The organism is Streptomyces sp. NPDC051064 (assembly GCF_044455985.1).
Lineage (GTDB): Bacteria > Actinomycetota > Actinomycetes > Streptomycetales > Streptomycetaceae > Streptomyces.
In genome coordinates this window covers 57,536-72,646 of sequence record NZ_JBITFK010000002.1, presented here as the reverse complement: position 1 = coordinate 72,646, position 15,111 = coordinate 57,536, and the positions used below count along the sequence as shown (strand labels likewise).

General features: G+C 72.3%; 19 protein-coding genes and 1 pseudogene. 10 read left to right on the top strand and 10 right to left on the bottom strand.

Translation table 11 applies throughout. The features are described 5' to 3' along the window. Nucleotides 1-2 precede the first annotated feature (2 nt). The gene (locus ACIBCU_RS07060) at nucleotides 3-671 is read right to left on the bottom strand and encodes a histidine phosphatase family protein (protein ID WP_362939090.1); all 669 of its coding nucleotides are present in this window, start codon (nucleotides 669-671) and stop codon (nucleotides 3-5) included. Between the two features lie 179 nt (nucleotides 672-850). After that, the gene (locus tag ACIBCU_RS07055; RefSeq protein ID WP_362939093.1) at nucleotides 851-1,834 is read right to left on the bottom strand and encodes a WD40 repeat domain-containing protein; all 984 of its coding nucleotides are present in this window, start codon (nucleotides 1,832-1,834) and stop codon (nucleotides 851-853) included. Between ACIBCU_RS07055 and ACIBCU_RS07050 the strand changes: the two genes are divergently transcribed. Then, on the top strand, nucleotides 1,833-2,591 hold the full coding sequence (locus ACIBCU_RS07050) for a GDSL-type esterase/lipase family protein (protein WP_362939096.1): 759 nt from the start codon (nucleotides 1,833-1,835) through the stop codon (nucleotides 2,589-2,591). The genes ACIBCU_RS07055 and ACIBCU_RS07050 overlap by 2 nt on opposite strands. 112 nt (nucleotides 2,592-2,703) lie before the next feature. Beyond that, nucleotides 2,704-3,585, top strand: coding sequence for an endonuclease/exonuclease/phosphatase family protein (locus ACIBCU_RS07045; RefSeq protein WP_399230868.1), 882 nt, complete (start codon nucleotides 2,704-2,706; stop codon nucleotides 3,583-3,585). A gap of 24 nt (nucleotides 3,586-3,609) precedes the next feature. On the opposite strand, the gene ACIBCU_RS07040 is transcribed toward ACIBCU_RS07045, so the two are convergent. Beyond that, nucleotides 3,610-4,251, bottom strand: coding sequence for a TetR family transcriptional regulator (locus ACIBCU_RS07040; protein WP_362939099.1), 642 nt, complete (start codon nucleotides 4,249-4,251; stop codon nucleotides 3,610-3,612). Between the two features lie 444 nt (nucleotides 4,252-4,695). Next, a complete protein-coding gene (locus ACIBCU_RS07035) occupies nucleotides 4,696-4,818 on the bottom strand; it encodes a hypothetical protein (protein ID WP_399229846.1) in 123 nt (40 codons plus the stop codon). Here ACIBCU_RS07035 and ACIBCU_RS07030 point away from each other — a divergent pair. Beyond that, a pseudogene (locus ACIBCU_RS07030) lies at nucleotides 4,814-5,075 on the top strand (TetR family transcriptional regulator); the annotation flags it as partial. The gene ACIBCU_RS07035 and the pseudogene ACIBCU_RS07030 sit on opposite strands and share 5 nt — an antisense overlap. 112 nt (nucleotides 5,076-5,187) lie before the next feature. On the opposite strand, the gene ACIBCU_RS07025 reads toward ACIBCU_RS07030, so the two are convergent. Together ACIBCU_RS07025 and ACIBCU_RS07020 are read right to left on the bottom strand one after the other, a co-directional pair. Beyond that, the gene (locus tag ACIBCU_RS07025) at nucleotides 5,188-6,474 is read right to left on the bottom strand and encodes a hypothetical protein (protein ID WP_399229845.1); all 1,287 of its coding nucleotides are present in this window, start codon (nucleotides 6,472-6,474) and stop codon (nucleotides 5,188-5,190) included. Nucleotides 6,475-6,535: 61 nt separating this feature from the next. Continuing rightward, a complete protein-coding gene (locus tag ACIBCU_RS07020; RefSeq protein WP_399229843.1) occupies nucleotides 6,536-7,045 on the bottom strand; it encodes a SigE family RNA polymerase sigma factor in 510 nt (169 codons plus the stop codon). A 213-nt stretch (nucleotides 7,046-7,258) separates the two neighbouring features. Between ACIBCU_RS07020 and ACIBCU_RS07015 the strand changes: the two genes are divergently transcribed. Beyond that, entirely contained in the window at nucleotides 7,259-8,104 is an 846-nt protein-coding gene (locus ACIBCU_RS07015; protein WP_399229841.1) for an aminoglycoside phosphotransferase, read from the top strand. Nucleotides 8,105-8,131: 27 nt separating this feature from the next. On the opposite strand, the gene ACIBCU_RS07010 is transcribed toward ACIBCU_RS07015, so the two are convergent. Both ACIBCU_RS07010 and ACIBCU_RS07005 read right to left on the bottom strand, forming a co-directional pair. Then, the gene (locus tag ACIBCU_RS07010; protein WP_399229839.1) at nucleotides 8,132-9,472 is read right to left on the bottom strand and encodes an FtsX-like permease family protein; all 1,341 of its coding nucleotides are present in this window, start codon (nucleotides 9,470-9,472) and stop codon (nucleotides 8,132-8,134) included. 3 nt (nucleotides 9,473-9,475) lie between these two features. Beyond that, complete coding sequence (locus tag ACIBCU_RS07005; RefSeq protein WP_362939108.1) at nucleotides 9,476-10,279, bottom strand: ABC transporter ATP-binding protein; 804 nt, start codon at nucleotides 10,277-10,279, stop codon at nucleotides 9,476-9,478. A 193-nt stretch (nucleotides 10,280-10,472) separates the two neighbouring features. Here ACIBCU_RS07005 and ACIBCU_RS07000 point away from each other — a divergent pair, with 193 nt between their 5' ends. Beyond that, entirely contained in the window at nucleotides 10,473-10,751 is a 279-nt protein-coding gene (locus tag ACIBCU_RS07000) for a metal-sensitive transcriptional regulator (RefSeq protein ID WP_362939111.1), read from the top strand. 15 nt (nucleotides 10,752-10,766) lie between these two features. Here the strand turns inward: ACIBCU_RS07000 and ACIBCU_RS06995 are convergent, their stop codons facing one another. Next, nucleotides 10,767-11,261: a hypothetical protein gene (locus ACIBCU_RS06995; protein ID WP_399229836.1), complete on the bottom strand. Its 495-nt coding sequence runs from the start codon at nucleotides 11,259-11,261 to the stop codon at nucleotides 10,767-10,769. 238 nt (nucleotides 11,262-11,499) lie between these two features. Between ACIBCU_RS06995 and ACIBCU_RS06990 the strand changes: the two genes are divergently transcribed. Then, on the top strand, nucleotides 11,500-12,078 hold the full coding sequence (locus tag ACIBCU_RS06990) for a hypothetical protein (protein WP_399229834.1): 579 nt from the start codon (nucleotides 11,500-11,502) through the stop codon (nucleotides 12,076-12,078). Here ACIBCU_RS06990 and ACIBCU_RS06985 read toward each other — a convergent pair. After that, nucleotides 12,068-12,436, bottom strand: coding sequence for a MerR family transcriptional regulator (locus tag ACIBCU_RS06985; protein WP_362939119.1), 369 nt, complete (start codon nucleotides 12,434-12,436; stop codon nucleotides 12,068-12,070). The two genes, ACIBCU_RS06990 and ACIBCU_RS06985, sit on opposite strands and share 11 nt — an antisense overlap. A gap of 92 nt (nucleotides 12,437-12,528) precedes the next feature. Here ACIBCU_RS06985 and ACIBCU_RS06980 point away from each other — a divergent pair, with 92 nt between their 5' ends. The 4 genes from ACIBCU_RS06980 to pip all read left to right on the top strand — a co-directional run bounded on the left by ACIBCU_RS06980 (nucleotide 12,529) and on the right by pip (nucleotide 15,084). After that, on the top strand, nucleotides 12,529-13,020 hold the full coding sequence (locus tag ACIBCU_RS06980; RefSeq protein WP_399229832.1) for a hypothetical protein: 492 nt from the start codon (nucleotides 12,529-12,531) through the stop codon (nucleotides 13,018-13,020). Continuing rightward, on the top strand, nucleotides 13,017-13,847 hold the full coding sequence (nadE, locus tag ACIBCU_RS06975) for an ammonia-dependent NAD(+) synthetase (RefSeq protein ID WP_399229830.1): 831 nt from the start codon (nucleotides 13,017-13,019) through the stop codon (nucleotides 13,845-13,847). Before ACIBCU_RS06980 ends, nadE begins: the two co-directional genes overlap by 4 nt. 65 nt (nucleotides 13,848-13,912) lie before the next feature. After that, nucleotides 13,913-14,083 (top strand): hypothetical protein, encoded by a 171-nt coding sequence (locus tag ACIBCU_RS06970; protein WP_399229828.1) that lies wholly within the window; start codon nucleotides 13,913-13,915, stop codon nucleotides 14,081-14,083. A gap of 26 nt (nucleotides 14,084-14,109) precedes the next feature. Then, nucleotides 14,110-15,084: a prolyl aminopeptidase gene (gene pip / locus ACIBCU_RS06965; RefSeq protein WP_399229826.1), complete on the top strand. Its 975-nt coding sequence runs from the start codon at nucleotides 14,110-14,112 to the stop codon at nucleotides 15,082-15,084. Nucleotides 15,085-15,111: the final 27 nt, after the last annotated feature.

Here is a 15,111-nt window from a genome sequence, read left to right as displayed (position 1 = left end):
TGCTAACCGTCCGTGCCGTCGACGGGCTCGCCCGCCGGGCCCGTCGCACCGGTGCCGCTGTCCTCCGCGCCGATGGCCCGGCCTTCCCAGTGCAGCACCCGCCAGCCTTCGCCGGGCGCGCCGGAGAGGATGACGACCCCGGTGTTCCGCAGCGCCCGGGCGGACGCGAAGTCGACATCGATGTTCTCGGCCCGGGCCGCCACCCACATGCGGATGGCGGCGCCATGGCTGACCATGGCCACGGTCCCGGCCCCGGTGCCCGCGGCCTCGTCGACGACGGCGTCGTAACGCCGCAGCGCCTCCACGCCGTTCTCGCCACCCGGCATACGGAGCCCGGTGTCCCCCGCCGACCAGGCGAAGGCAGTGGTCATGTAGGTCTCGACGGCCTGATCGTCCCCGCGCATCTCGAGGTCCCCGGCGGACAGCTCCCGGAGCCCCTCCCGCACCCGGACCTCCAGCCCCGTCCGCGCCGCCAGCGGTGCCGCGGTGAGCTGGGTGCGGAGCAGGGTGGAGGCGTAGAGGGCGTCGATCCTCTCCGCCGCCAGCGCGTCCGGGAGCGCCGTAGCCTGCTCCTGGCCCAGCGGGGTCAGGGCCGGGCCTGGTTCAGCGGTGTCCAGCAGGCGCTTGACGTTGGAAGGAGTCTGACCGTGACGAATGAGCAGCAGCCGCATGAACAGATCTGTCTCCGTGAGGCGGGGGTCTCGGGGGGCCTGGGGTCTCGGGGGTTTCGGGGACCTGGGGTCTCGGGGGTTTCGGGGGCCTGGGGCCTCGGGGGTCTCGGGTCGGTCTTCCACTCTGCCACCGCGGATCCTTCTTCGACGGCCCGCGGGGTGGCCCGGACGGCTCGCGCCTACCCCCGGCGGCGCTTGGCCGCGATCAGGGCCAGCACGATGACGACGACGGCCACGGCGCCGCCCGTCGCGGTGCCCTTCTTCGAGACGCCGTCCTCCCCGCCGTCCTCGGAGGACGTCCCGCCGCCCCCGCCGTTCGGGGAGGCCTTGCCGCCGCCCCCGCCCTCCACCTCGACGCGCACCACTTCACTCCGCTCCCCCTCGGAGCCGAACATCATCGCCGAGCCGTCCGCCGTGTACGTCACCGACTCGGACTGCCCCTGGAGCGGCACGCTCACCGCGTGGTCGGCTCCGAGCCGGCCGTTCTCGAAGGCGTAGCGGCGGGCGCTGAAGTAGGAGCGCAGCACCAGCTCCTTGCCGTCCGGCGAGAACGCCCCGTCCGTCACCCACGGCACCTCGCCCACGCGCCGGAAGACGTTGGCCCCGCCGGCGGTCAGCTTCTCGGGGCCCTCGTAGAGCCCGCCGCCGCCCTCCCTCTTCGAGGCGATGTAGACCCGCCCGGTTCGGGGGTGGACCATCATCGCCTCGGCGTTGCGCGCCCCGTCCGCGTACGTCACGTCGAACTGCGTCGCCCTCACCGTGGCGTCCGCGAGCCGCTTCGGCTCGGGGAAGCGGTAGATCCAGACGTGGTCCCAGGAGCCGTCGAGGTTGTCGCCGATGTCACCGACGTACAGATTCCCGTCGGGCCCGACGGAGATCGCCTCCACGTCGCGTGGCTCCCCCACGCCCTTCATGGTGATCGTCGCCACGGTCTTCCCGGTCCGGGAGTCGACGGCGTAGACGTACGGCCCGTCATCGCTGTCGTTGTGCGTCCAGTAGATCCCCGGGTGGATCCGGCTGGCGGCGAGACCGCTGGACTCGGTGATGCGGGAGTCCTCGATCGTGAAGGTGCGGTCCGCCCCGTCCCCGTCGTCCGCGACGGCGGGCACCGTCCCCGTCAGGAACAGGAGGGTGGCGGCGGAGGCGGTCAGCAGCGATCTCATGGCACAAGTGTCCACTGTCACGTCGCAGGCCGGAGCGGTGATCGGCCATGATGTCGCCATGCGTTTTCTCTTCGTCGGCGACTCCATGACCATCGGGCGTTCCGGCGACTTCACCTGGCGCTACCGCATGTGGCAGCACCTCGAGGCGACCCTCGGCGACGGCGGGTACGCGATCACCGGCCCGCGTACGGAGCTGTACGACACCGAGGCGAACGCCCCGCTGTCCCATGTCTACGCCGACCCGGCCTTCCCCGCGCCCGCCCGCCGGCACCTGGCCGGCTGGGGCGAGGGCTGGCTCCACATGGCCCCGGCCATCGCGGACACGGTCACGGCGGCCCGCGCCGACGTCCTGCTGGTCTCGCTCGGCCTGATAGACCTCGGCTTCTACACGGACAGCACGCAGACGGCCGCGAACGCCCGGGAGTTCATCGCAGCGGCCCGCACCGCCAACCCGCGGATCAGGCTGGTTCTGCTCCCCGTCATCCCGAACATCCGGGCGGAGTCCGACGCCCCTTTCGCCGCCGAGTGCGACCGCTTCAACACGCTCCTCGCGAAGGCGGTCGCCGACCTGGACGCCCCGTCATCCCCGATCCTGCTGGCCTCGCACCCCGCGGACTACGACATCCACACGGACACCTACGACGGTACCCACCCCGGCCCCACCGGCGAGCACAAACTGGCCGGAGCCTTCGCCGACGCTATGCACCAGGCCTGGGGCGTGGGCGGCCCGTACGCGGGGGCGCTGGCGGCGGCCTGATCCGGCATCCGGCATCCGGCACGGAAAGGGCCACGTGACGAAGAAGAAGCGGGACGGGCGAGCGCTTGGCTGGAGCTGGGAGCGGGGCCGCGTCACCGCCCTGCTCTGCCTCATGGTGGCCGTCCTTCTGGTCTTCCCCGGCCTGGTCCCCAACACCCCGGGCCGCGTCGGGAGCCTGATGGAGACCTTCCTCCCCTGGCTCGGTCCGGCCGTCCCCGTCCTGCTGGTCCCGGCACTCCTGCGCCGCTCGCTCCTGGCGTCGGCGGCACTGCTGCTGCCCGTGGCCGCCTGGGCCGTGCTCTTCGGGGGTCTGCTGTTCTCCGGGGGCCAGCCACCGGACGGCACGTTCACCGTGGTCCAGCACAACGTCAGCGATGTGAACCCCGACCCGGCCGCCACCGCACGGGCGTTGGCGGGGACGGGCGCCGACATCGTCGCCCTGGAGGAGCTGACGGCCCCGGCCCTGGCCGCTTTCGAGGCGGCCCTGGCCGCGGACTACCCCCACCACGCGACGAAGGGCACGGTCGGCCTCTGGTCGAAACACCCCCTCACCGGCGTACGGCTGGTGGACATCAGGCCGAAGGACGTCGGCGCGGGCTGGAACCGGGGCATGCGGGCGACCGCCCGTACACCGCGGGGCGAGGTCGCCGTGTACGTCGCGCACCTGCCCTCGGTCCGGATCGGCGCGACCGGGCTCACCTCCGGGCGGCGGGACGAGAGCGCCGCCCTCTTGGGCGAGGCCATCGCCGCCGAGCCCCTGGACCGGGTGATCCTCCTCGGAGACCTCAACAGCACACTGGACGACCGAGGCCTGGAGCCGGTCACCTCGCTGATGGAAGCTCCGGGGCCGGGCTTCGCCTTCAGCTGGCCCGCGAAGCTCCCGGTGGCCCGGATCGACCAGGTCCTCACCCGGTCCGCGACGGTCGCCCGCGTCCGGTCGCTGCCCGCCACCGGCAGCGACCACCTGCCCATAGCGGCGGACATCAGGCTCTGAGCGATGGACCGGGACGGTCCGGCCTCAGCCCGCCGTCTCGATCCCGAGCATCGCGAGTCCCAGCTTGGTCAGCTCCTCCGACACCTCGTCGGGCCGGGCCCTGCGCGGGCGGCGGGCGTGGTGTGCCATGAGCTCGTGGACCGTGCCCACCATCACCATCACCACGACCCGGTGGTCCCGCTCCTCCACCTCGCCGCGCACAGCGGCCCGTTCGGCCTCACCGGTCAGGAAGTCGGTCCACAGGTCGCGCCACCGCTTGCAGTGCGCGTCCACGGCCGGGCTCACGCCGAGCACCTCGACGAACGTCACCCGCGCCTCACGCAGGTCCCGGGTCACCGCCGACACGTAGGCGTCGAAGAGCCGCCGGAAGCGCTGCTCCAGCGGGCAGTCGTCCATCCCCTCGGAGAGCAGGGCCACTTCGGACGCCCGCAGTCCGGCTGTCGTGATCTGGTTGTGCAGGGCCATCAACAGGCCCTCCCGGGAGCCGAACTCCTCCCGGAGTACCTCCTCCGGAACCCCGGCCGTCGCGCACAGGGCGTCGTCCGACGTCTGCGCGTAGCCGTACACCCCGAACAACTCCAGGCCGGCGTCGAGGAGCTGCCCACGGGCCCGCGTACGCACACCGTCGACCGCGCCGGTCAGTTGGTCCACCGGGACATCCACCACGGGTCCTCCTTGGTCTTCCGCACATCCGGTGCCCACGATCCGCCGTCGAGCGGTCGCGCGGGCCGGAGAGGGCGCGGGCGCCTCTGGATGGCGCGTGCGCCATTGTCCTGGTACGTCCCGCCCTACGCGTCCCGCGGCGCGCCGCCACGCCGACAGTCCGCCAGGACCGGGGAGCGCTCGCACAGATGTACAAGGATGCGCAGGTCGCCGAGGCTCCCCTACCCACGACCCCGGCCGGGGCGCCGGCCGTCACCAGCAGGTGGAGGGCTTGAACACCCGGGTGGACAGCCTCGCGGAAGGACTCACCATGCCCACGCCCCCCGGGTCCCCGTCGTCCTCGCCGACAAGCTCGCGCAGTTCAACGAGCTGTGCACCCGCGTACGTGACCGGCACAGCTCTCCACCCGGACACGGCTACGAGGTCACGGGTGACCTCCCGACGCCGTCAGCCGATGTCGCGGCCCGCGCTCCGGCCGTGGACCAGCGGCAGGAAGACCTCGTCGACGATCTCGACGAGGACGGGATCCGGCACGGCCGGGACCCCCCGCGTCATGTACTCGTTGCTCACCAGGTGGCTCCAGCGCTTCGCGCTCTCTTCGCCACGAAGCGCGGGCTCAGCGCCGCCCTGCACTCGGGGGACTCGGCCTACGAAAGCCTGCCGTCCGACTTCGAGAAGCGCTTCATGCCCGTACTCACCACGCTCATCGACGCGGCGGCGAAGGCCGGCGAGATCCGCTCCGACGTGGACCCCGAGGACCTGCTGATCGCCACACGCGGCGGATGATCGCCCTTCTCGTGGACGGACTCCGCTACGGGGTGAGGTGAGCCGGGCGGTCCGGTCGTCGGGATAACAGGGACACTCGAAACGGGGCATGAGGGGCGCCCTGTTGCCTCGTTCCTCCCGACGACCGGCCACGCGTCCGCCGAGCGGAACGGTTCAGCTCTGCCACACCTTGCTCGTGGCGATCTTCTCCATCTCGGCGAGGGTCAGCGCGGGAGCCTCGCGGGTGGCGGCCTCGTTCTGGTTCGCCGCGTTGAAGGCGGAGATCACCACCCGGAAGCCGTCGGGGCGGATCGTGTCGACCGTCCACATCTTCACGCCGTCACCGCCCTTCTCGCCCGGCCCCTGACGTGTGGTGGCCTTCGTGCCGTCCGCCAGGACCTTCGCGTCGGGGCCGAAGAGGTCGCCCTCGACGTCGGACATGTCCGGCTGGACGTTGATCTGCACGAAGCTCTTGCCCTGGCCGTCGTCGACCACGACGTACGCGTACTCCGTCTCCTGCCCGCCGGACGCCTTCACCGTCAGGCCGTCGGGGAGCTGCTTGATCAGTCTGCCCAGGATCACGTCGCCGTTCTGACCCTGCGGGGCCGGTTGTTCCAGCGGCGGCTGTTCGGGATCGGGCAGGGACGCGATGATCGGGCGCCACTCCTCGGCCCGGACGAGCGCCTTCAGCCGGGCCGACGACAACGGCGGGGCGGGGCGGCTGACCGGGGCGTCCTTCTCGGCGGCCGCGTTCCACTCGGTCACAGAGATCCGGTAGCCCTCGGGCGTCAGCAGGTCCGCGTACCAGCGCTTGGTCTCCACGCGCCGGTCCGGGTACTCCCAGCCCTTGAACAGTACGAGGCGCGAGCCGTCCTCCAGCGTCGTGGCCGAGCAGGACTCGAACGCGTTCAGGTTCTTGTCCGGGCAGGAGAGCTCGCCTTCGGGAAGCTTCTGGTCGGGGTGCTGCCGACCCAGGCTCACCGATACGGCGGCCTTCCCGTGGCCGTCGTCGTACACGACGGAGGCGTACGGCGCGTGCACGTCCTTCTGTTCACCCTCACCGGTGGTGCCGCGGCCCGTCCGGTCGCTGACCTTCCCGGCCGGCAGCAGCCCTTCGAGTGTCCTGATCACCTGCTGACCGGTGGAGGGGCCCGACGGCTTCTCGGTCCTGTCGGCCTTCTCCTTCGCCTGTGCGCCCACCGCAGCCCCGTTGCCGCCGTCCTGCGAGGCGCCGATGTTCCCGGTGACGTACGACCCGCCGAGCCCGATCACCGCCAGCGCCGCCACGCTCCCGGTCACCACGGCGCTGCGGCGCAGCACCGCCCGGCGCCGGCCGCGCGCCACGCCGCCGTCGACGAGCGGCCGCCCCGCGACGGAGAACCCCTCCCCCGCCTGCTTCATCGCCACGCCGAGCCCGCCCTCGAAGGCGTCCCGGTCGTCCTGAGCACTGTTTTCGCGCATGCTGTCCACCACCGTCCCCACACCTGTGGAAAGAGAAAAAGGAAAGAAGTACGAAGAGAGTTCAGTGCGCGGCCAGCTCTCCGATGCTGCCGCCCAGGTGCTCGCGCAGCCGGGCGAGCGCACGGGTGCTGCGGGTGCGCACAGCCGCCGAGCTGACGTGCAGCGCGTCCGCGGTCTCCGTGACCGACCGGTCCTCCCAGTAGCGCAGCACGATCACCGCCCGGTCCTTGGGCGGCAGGCCGCGCAGCGCGTCGAGGAGCGTCATCCTCAAGGACGCGTCCTCCGCCGACTCCCCCGCGCGTTCCGGCAGTTCGCCGCTCGGCCGTTCGCCGGCCGACCGGCGCCGCTGGTGCCCGAGATAGCACCGCACGAGCACGGTCTGCGCGTACGCCGCCGGGTTGCCGACCCGCGACATCCGCCCCCATACCGCGTACATCCGGCCGAGCGTCTCCTGCACGAGATCCTCGGCAAGATGCGTGTCCCCGCCGGTCAGCAGGCACGCCGAACGGAACAGATGGCCCATACGGGCTTCCGCGAACTCACGGAAGGCGCCCTCCTTGGACTGCCTCATCCGCCACCCCCTCTCCCCTACACCCCTTTAGATGCGGTGGCCGCCGGGAAATGTTTCACCCGAGGCCGTGGACCGCCAGGAGCCGTCCTGCCGCTGCGGCCGCCGCGAGGACGGCCTCCCGCCCTGGGAGCGCCCGGACGACCGGGTCTGGTCCCGGTGGGCGGGCCCGCAAAAGGAGGTGCGCCCGGCAGGGCCGCATCGCAGGATGGCGGCGTGACCGAGCCAGGGATCGACGCCGTTCCGCCCCGTCCCGTCCTCCACGCCTTCGGGGTGCAGGGGACTCCTGTTCCGCTGGCCGGTGGGCAAGGGCGGAGTGTTCTCGTCGGCGGGTACGTGTTCAAGCCTGCCGTGGGCGCCGAGGCCGAGGCCGAGTGGGGCGCTTCGCTGTTCGACGAGCTGGCGACGGGCAGTGGCTTCCGCGTGCCACTGCCGCTCCGGGCCGCCGACGGCCGGAGTGTCGTGAACGGCTGGACGGCCGGTGAGTTCCTGTCCGGTGAGCCCGGTCCACAGGGGCGTTGGGACGATGTCCTGCGCGCCGGCCGCGCCTTCCACGCCGCGTTGCGGCCGCATCCCCGGCCCGCCTTCCTCGCACGGCGGACCCATCCCTGGGCAGTGGCCGACCGGGTCGCGTGGGGCGAGGAGGACGTCGAGGTGACCGAGGACCTCGCGGCCCCGTTCTCGGCCCTGCTGGAGCTGAGGCGTCCTGTGAGGCAGCACGCGGCTCAGCTCATCCACGGCGATCTCACCGGCAACGTCCTCTTCGCCTCGCACGAACCGCCCGCTGTGCTCGACTTCTCGCCGTACTGGCGGCCTCCGCTGTTCGCCGAGGCCGTGGTGATCGCCGATGGTCTGCTGTGGTGGGGCCTCCCGAGCGGACTTCTTTCGGTGGGCGGCGATCACGCCGACTGGCAGCAGCTGCTGATCCGTGCGCTGATCTTCCGGCTCGTCGCGCTCAGCGAGATCGTGGGGCGCTCGGGGCGGGCCCGGCCGGGTGAGCCGGAGCGGTATGCGCGGGCGGCCCGCCTGGTGGCGGAGAGGGTGACGGGGCCTCAGACATAGCCGAGGCCCCGGGCGTACGTATCCGGATCACGCGGCCACGGTGACGGCCTCGACGGCCGGGGCACGCAGGGTCCTGCGCGCGGTCCCGAGGCTCGTGCCGAGGGTGACCACGGTGGCGATGGCCATGATGACCAGCCAGGTGCCCGGGCCCTGGTCAGGCAGGACCTGGTCGGTGCGGACCATCGTGAAGGGGATGATCCCCGCGATTCCCGCGACCGTGCCCAGGACGAGCCCGGTCAGTGTGAGGAGCACCGCCTCCCAGCCGACCACGCCCAGGACCTGTCCGGGCGTGGCTCCGGCGAGACGCTGCTGGCCGAACTCGCGGCTGCGGTAGGAGGTGGCGGCGTACAGGCTGTTGACGAGCATGATGCAGGAGAAGACGACGATGATGCCGACGACGACCAGGTTGAGGGTCTCCAGGTTCTTGTCGTCGACCGTCTTGTCCAGGCCGGACGCCGCGACCCAGTCGCTCTCGACGCCCTGGATGTAGAGGGTGGCGGTGGCCATGCCGGTGAAGATGATCATCGGCATGAGCACCCCGGCCAGTTCCGCGCCACGTCGGCGCAGGTTGCGGGCGCTCAGGTAGCCGCCCGCGCCGCCCACCGCCGCAAGCGGGCCGCGCAGCGGTTGCAGGAGCCTGCCCAGCAGGGACGGGGCGAGGACGGCGAAGCCGATGGAGAGCAGGATGGCGCCGTAGGCGGGGAACGCCATCAGCATCTCCTCGGTGCTGTCGACGGCGTACGTGGTCAGGATCCCCCCGGTCCCGGCCACCAGCGCGGCGCAGCCGGCCAGGGTGCGGCCCCGGCGGCCGGACGGGCCGCGCGCTCCGGCAGCGGCCTTGGTGGCGCGGCGTACGGCGAGGAACGCGGCGCCGACGGAGGCGAGGACCGCGATGCCGAAGCCCGAACCGAGGGCCATCGCGCCGAAGGCCGGGGCGACGTCCGCGGCGACCTGGCCGCTGTCCTTGAACAGGTCGAGCAGGAGCCGGCCGCCGAGCACGGCGGGCCCGACGGCGAGCGCGGCGCCGACGAGTGCGACGACGACGGACTCCCCGACGACCATGCGCGTCACCTGGGCTGGAGTTGCCCCGGTACAGCGCAGCAGGTGGATCTCCTCGGCGCGCTGGCGGACGCTGACGGTGAGGGTGGAGGCGATGGCGAAGAAGACGAGGAGGGAGCCGTATCCGCCGACGACGCTCGCGGAGATGCTCATGGACTCCGAGCTGACCTTGTCGACCCCCGGGGCCGCCGCCGTGTCGTGCAGGGAGCTGAACGTCATGATGATCACGGCGCCGAGGAACGCCGAGAGCAGGGTCGCGAGGAAGCGGCCCGGGCGCTTGCGGACCGAACGCATGGCAAGGAACAGCATGGCTCACACCTCCATCAACGGGCCGTTGCCCGCGCGACGTTCAGCCGCACGGTCCCCGAGGTGGGTCATGCGTTCGGCGACGGCCACGGCGGTGGGGGCGGGGAGGTGCCCCGCCAGCCGCCCGTCCGCGAGGAAGAGCACCGAGTCGGCGTAGGAGGCGGCGACCGGGTCGTGGGTGACGAGCACGACGGTGCTGCCGTGCAGCCGGACGGTCTCCTTCAGCAGGCCCAGCACATCGCGTGCGCTGCGCGTGTCCAGAGCGCCGGTCGGCTCGTCGGCGAAGATCACCGCGGGCCGGGTGACGAGGGCGCGCGCGATGGCGACACGCTGACGCTGCCCGCCGGAGAGTTCGTCGGGGAGATGGCCGAGGCGGTCGCCCAGGCCGACCTGTGCGAGGACCGCGCGGATGCCCTCCCGGCCGGCCTTGCGGCCGGCGAGCCGGAGCGGCAGCGCGGTGTTCTCCTCGACGGTCAAGGTGGGGAGCAGGTTGTACTGCTGGAAGATGAAGCCGATCCGGTCCCGCCGGAACTTCGTGAGCGCAGCCTCGCCGCCGCCGCTCATCTCCTCTCCGTCCACGACGATCTGCCCCCGGTCGGGGCGGTCCAGGCCGGCCGCGCACTGGAGCAGCGTGGACTTGCCGGAGCCCGAGGGGCCCATGACCGCGGTGAAGCTCCCCCGCGGCAGGCTCAGGGACACGCCGTCCAGGGCGGTCACGGCGCTGTCCCCGGTTCCGTACACCTTGCTCACCGAAACCAGCCGCAGAGCCTCGGCGGTCCGGCTCGTGGGCTGTCGTCTGCGATCGGACATGACCCTCACCCTCTGCTCGTCGGACGCGCTCTGCGCCACATCGACGACGCTACGGAGAGGGGCGGGCGGGCACATTGGGCGTACGCCCCCGAGTCCGGGTGGCGCTGAGTACACCGGGTCCGGGGGGAAGCACCCGGGTACAATACCCGTGGGGGTATACGAGCCCCAGTGACAGGCGTGCGCGGGAGGAACCATGCAACTCGACATGGCGGCCGAAGAGCTGAAGTCCGTCCTCAACCGGCTCCGGCGGGCCCAGGGCCAGATCGCCGGGGTCATCAGGATGATCGAGGAGGGCAGGGACTGCGAGGACGTGGTCACGCAGCTGGCCGCCGCGTCCCGGGCCCTGGACCGGGCGGGGTTCTCCATCATCGCGACGGGGCTCGAACAGTGCCTGGCCGACGAGGGGCAGACACCGGCGGACAGGGACCGGATGCGCGCCCGCCTGGAGAAGCTGTTCCTCTCGCTGGCGTGAGCGGACGCACCCCCGTCAGCGCTCCGGGAACCGCTCACCGCACGCGCTGCAGAACTTCGGCGCCCGGTCGGCCGACAGCCGCCCGCACTCCGGGCAGACCAGGTCCAGCATGCACGGGGCCTCGCCGCCCTCGTACGCGGGAGTGCGCACGGCCGGCTCGATCGTGAGGCCCGGGCGCCGGCGGTGCACCGTGAGGTACGTCAGCCCGTCCGGCCCCGCCTCCAGCGCCCGCCGTGAGGACCGGGGCAGCCAGGTGACGGTCGTCGGGGCGAGGTCCAGGGTGTCGCCGCCGCCCGTACGCAGGCTGCCGCCGCCCGCGAGGACGACGAGCAGCACGTCCAGGACGTCCTCCTGGTGCTCCCCCACCCCGGCGTCCGGCGGCAGATGGACGATGTTGGCGTCCAACTCCCGTCCCTCTTCGGCGAGACGCCAGAGGGCGCCGCGCTCGCCGGGTGCTGCGGCGGCGAGGAGTTCGTCCAGGACGGCCAGCACCTGCGGGGTGGCGTTCACGTCGCCGCCTCCTCGTCGTAGCGTTTCGCGGGCCTCGTGGACCTGGTCGAGAGTAACTCCTCCTGGGTTCGCGGGGGCGGGGGGCAGGCAGCTGCCGGACAGGGGGGCGGCTCGTCCTTGTTCCCTGAAGCGGGCAGGTCAGGCGTAGGGGCCGGACGGAGTGCCTCCGTAAGTGGAGGCCTTCTCCCTCCGGTCCGAAACCGCCGAACGGGCCCGGTGACCGCTGTACTCTCGGCCGATGATCCAGCCGACGCCCTCGAACCCCTCGGCCACGGACGCCGAGTGCGTCGCGCTCACCCGGACCCTGCGCCGCCGGGGGACGGCGGTCCTGTCGGTGTTCGCCTTGGTATGGGCCTTCGCCGGGGCGTCCGGGCTGGCGTCGTCGGGTGCGGCTCTGGCCGTCGAGATCATCGCCGTACCGGCCACTGCGGCGGCCTTCCACCTCGCCTACCGCAAGGGCGCCGCGCCCTCGCCCCGCCTGGTCTCCCTGCCCGCGGACTGGGCGCGTTCGGTCGGCATCGTCAACGTCGTCGAAATCGCGGCGATCTTCGCGGTGATCGCCGCGTGCAATGCCACCGGCCACCCCGCCTTCATTCCGCCGGCCATCGCGCTTGTGGTCGGCCTGCACTTCGTCCCGCTCGCGCGTCTCTACGACCAGTGGCAGTACAAGGGGACGGCCGCGCTGCTGAGCGCCGTCGCGGTCCTCGGCTTCGCGCTGATCGCGGCCGGCCTGGACGGGAGCGTGCGCGCCGTGGTGGGTCTGGGATCCGCGGTGACGCTGTGGGCGTCGGCGTACCACGTGGGCGTCAGGGGCTGACGGCTCCGGCCGCACGGAGCGGGCACCCGGTGCCCACGCGGCCGTCGAGTTCGGCGCGCAGGGACGCGAGTTCGGCCATGCGCGCGTCGATCATCCGGATCCTCTCCTCCAGCAGCGCGGACAGGGCGTCGGCCTGGTCGGGCGCCTCACGCAGCTCCTCGCCGTGCCGGGCGATCTCCGCCAGGGAGAATCCGAGGGTCTGCGCGGTGCGGACGTGGAGCAGCCAGGCCACCGTCTCCGGCGGGAAGTCGCGGTAACCGCTGGGCAGCCGCTCGCTGGTGACGAGTCCCGTCTTCTCGTAGAAGCGGATGGCGTCCCTCGACAGGCCTGTCCGCGCGGCCAGTTCCCCGATCAGCATGGCTCCCCCCTCGGACACCGGGCTTGACCTTGGACCGTACTCCACTGTTCAGCGTCGGGCCGTCGCTTGCCCGAGACCCCAGGGAACCTCTCATGCCCCTTCCCCTCGCCCCCGCCTCCGCCGTCTACCCGCGCGTCGTGCGCGCGAGCGCCTGGTACGACCTCGTCGTCACGGCCGGCTTCGCCACACCGTGGACGTACGGTCTGCTGCACGACGCGCTGTCCACCCTGGGCACCGCGCTCGGTCTGGGCGCGCTGCCCCCGCAGGACCCGATGCAGACCCTGTACGCGAATCTGATGGGCTCGGTCGTGGTCGTCTGGGCGGTCCTGCGCCTCGTGAGTCCGCTGCCGGCCCACGGCCTGTACGACGGCGTCGCACGGGCCTTGTTCGCGGCCTGGCAGACATATGCGCTCGCCCACGGCGGACCGGGGCTGCTGTGGCTGTTCCTCGGCGTCGAGGTGGCGTTCGGCGTCGCGCAGCTGGCGCCCTGGCTCCGCCGGCATGACACCGGGCCGACGGGAGAGCGGCCCTGGGTAGGGTGGGCGCGACAGCGCACCGTGAACCGGACCGAGGAGCAGACGTGAGCGAGCCGGCGGACATCGCCCTGCAGCAGGAAATCGCCAGGGAGCTGGAGGTCGCGGAGACCTTCGACGCCTACCAGGAGATCGAGCGCCGCGTGGCCTTCCTCGCCGAGCGGCTGACCTCCACGGGTCTGAGCTCCCTGGTGCTCGGCATCAGCGGAGGCGTCGACTCCACGACCGCCGGCCGGCTGTGCCAGCTCGCCGTCGAGCGGGCCAGGGCCGCGGGCCACGAGGCCCGGTTCCACGCGATGCGGCTCCCCTACGGCGTCCAGGCCGACGAGCACGACGCACAGCTCGCCCTCTCCTTCATCAAGCCCGACCAGGTGCTGACCGTGGACATCAAGCCCGCGACCGACGCCATGCAGGAGTCCCTGCTCGACGGCGACGTGGCCTTCCGCGACCCCCACCACCAGGACTTCGTGCTCGGCAACGTCAAGGCCCGGCAGCGCATGATCGCCCAGTACGCGGTGGCCGGAGCGCACAGCGGCTTCGTCGTCGGCACGGACCACGCCGCCGAGGCCGTATCCGGCTTCTTCACCAAGTTCGGGGACGGCGCGGCCGACCTGGTCCCGCTGACCGGGCTGACCAAGCGCCGGGTGCGCGCCGTCGCGGAGGCGCTCGGCGCCCCGGCCGAGCTGGTCGGGAAGGTGCCGACGGCCGACCTGGAGACGCTCGACCCGGGCAAGGCGGACGAGCATGCGCTCGGCGTCACCTACGACACCATCGACGACTTCCTGGAGGGCAAGCCGGTGGACGAGCATGCCTTCGACACGATCGTCGGCCGCTACCGCCTCACCGACCACAAGCGCCGGCTGCCCAGCGCGCCATGACGCGCGGGGGAGCCTGACCGGTCGGCCGATTCGGTTTGCACCAGGGAGACTTGAGCAGCGCTCCAATGTCTCGGTCGGTATCCTGCACCACGGGTCCCGACGGCCGGTTCGCCGCGGAGGTGAAGGTGCCCGCAGAGGTGGGGTCCGGGCACGACACCCCGGTGTTCCGCGTGTGGAGCCTCGACGACGTGGACTCGGAGAACACGGCCGACACCCCCTTCACCTACGTGGAATAGCTTCACACGCCGAGGGGGACACCGCAGTGGACAGGCAGCCCGACGAGAAGTACCCGCCGATCGAACCCTACGACCACGGAATGCTCGACGTCGGCGACGGCAACCTCGTGTACTGGGAGGTCTGCGGCAATCCGGCCGGCAAACCCGCCCTCGTCGTCCACGGCGGCCCGGGCTCGGGGTGCGGGAGCGGGGCCCGGCAGTACTTCGACCCGGAGCTCTACCGCGTCGTGCTCTTCGACCAGCGCAACTGCGGCCGCTCCACCCCGCACGCGAGCGACCCGGCCGCCGACATGCGGCACAACACGACGGCGCACCTGATCGCCGACATGGAGCTCCTGCGCGGCCACCTCGGCATCGGGAAGTGGCTGCTGCACGGGTGGTCCTGGGGCTCCACGCTGCTCCTCGCGTACGCCGAACAGCACCCGGAGCGCGTATCGGAGGTCGTGATCGCGGCCGTGACGACGACCCGGCGCAGCGAGCTCGACTGGCTGTACCGGGGCGCCGGGCAGATCTTCCCCGAGGCGTGGGACCGGTTCCGGGCGGGCGTCCCGGAGGCCGAGGGCCCCGGGGACCTCGTCGCCGCGTACGCCCGGCGGACGGAGAGTCCCGACCCGGAGGTCCGGGCGAAGGCGACGGCCGACTGGTGCGCCTGGGAGGACGCGGTGCTGTCCATGGAGACGCACAGCGGCCCGCCTCCGTACAGCGGGCGGCCGGACCGTGACCAGCTGGCGTTCGTCCGGATCTGCGCGCACTACTTCTCGCACGCCGCCTGGCTGGAGGAGGGCCGGCTGATCCGCGACGCGGGCCGCCTCGCGGGCATCCCCGGCGTCCTGGTGCACGGCCGCTTCGACCTGGGCGGTCCGCTGATCACCGCGTGGGAGCTGGCCAGGGCGTGGCCGGACGCCGAGCTGACGGTGATCGACGACGCGGGCCACACGGGAGGCCCGGCGACGAGCCGCGCGGTGCTGGCCGCGCTGGACCGTTTCGCACGGCGCGCCTGAGCAGGTCGCTCTTGCTTCGAGCGCGCT

Excerpts from the sequence above, each read along its gene's own strand:
- ACIBCU_RS07060 (WP_362939090.1), bottom strand. The coding sequence starts at position 671 with ATGCGGCTGCTGCTCATTCGTCACGGTCAGACTCCTTCCAACGTCAAG.
- ACIBCU_RS07050 (WP_362939096.1), top strand. The coding sequence starts at position 1,833 with ATGGCACAAGTGTCCACTGTCACGTCGCAGGCCGGAGCGGTGATCGGC.
- ACIBCU_RS07055 (WP_362939093.1), bottom strand. The coding sequence starts at position 1,834 with ATGAGATCGCTGCTGACCGCCTCCGCCGCCACCCTCCTGTTCCTGACG.
- ACIBCU_RS07045 (WP_399230868.1), top strand. The coding sequence starts at position 2,704 with ATGGTGGCCGTCCTTCTGGTCTTCCCCGGCCTGGTCCCCAACACCCCG.
- ACIBCU_RS07025 (WP_399229845.1), bottom strand. The coding sequence starts at position 6,474 with ATGCGCGAAAACAGTGCTCAGGACGACCGGGACGCCTTCGAGGGCGGG.
- ACIBCU_RS07020 (WP_399229843.1), bottom strand. The coding sequence starts at position 7,045 with ATGAGGCAGTCCAAGGAGGGCGCCTTCCGTGAGTTCGCGGAAGCCCGT.
- ACIBCU_RS07010 (WP_399229839.1), bottom strand. The coding sequence starts at position 9,472 with ATGCTGTTCCTTGCCATGCGTTCGGTCCGCAAGCGCCCGGGCCGCTTC.
- ACIBCU_RS07005 (WP_362939108.1), bottom strand. The coding sequence starts at position 10,279 with ATGTCCGATCGCAGACGACAGCCCACGAGCCGGACCGCCGAGGCTCTG.
- ACIBCU_RS07000 (WP_362939111.1), top strand. The coding sequence starts at position 10,473 with ATGCAACTCGACATGGCGGCCGAAGAGCTGAAGTCCGTCCTCAACCGG.
- ACIBCU_RS06990 (WP_399229834.1), top strand. The coding sequence starts at position 11,500 with ATGATCCAGCCGACGCCCTCGAACCCCTCGGCCACGGACGCCGAGTGC.
- ACIBCU_RS06985 (WP_362939119.1), bottom strand. The coding sequence starts at position 12,436 with ATGCTGATCGGGGAACTGGCCGCGCGGACAGGCCTGTCGAGGGACGCC.
- ACIBCU_RS06980 (WP_399229832.1), top strand. The coding sequence starts at position 12,529 with ATGCCCCTTCCCCTCGCCCCCGCCTCCGCCGTCTACCCGCGCGTCGTG.
- ACIBCU_RS06970 (WP_399229828.1), top strand. The coding sequence starts at position 13,913 with ATGTCTCGGTCGGTATCCTGCACCACGGGTCCCGACGGCCGGTTCGCC.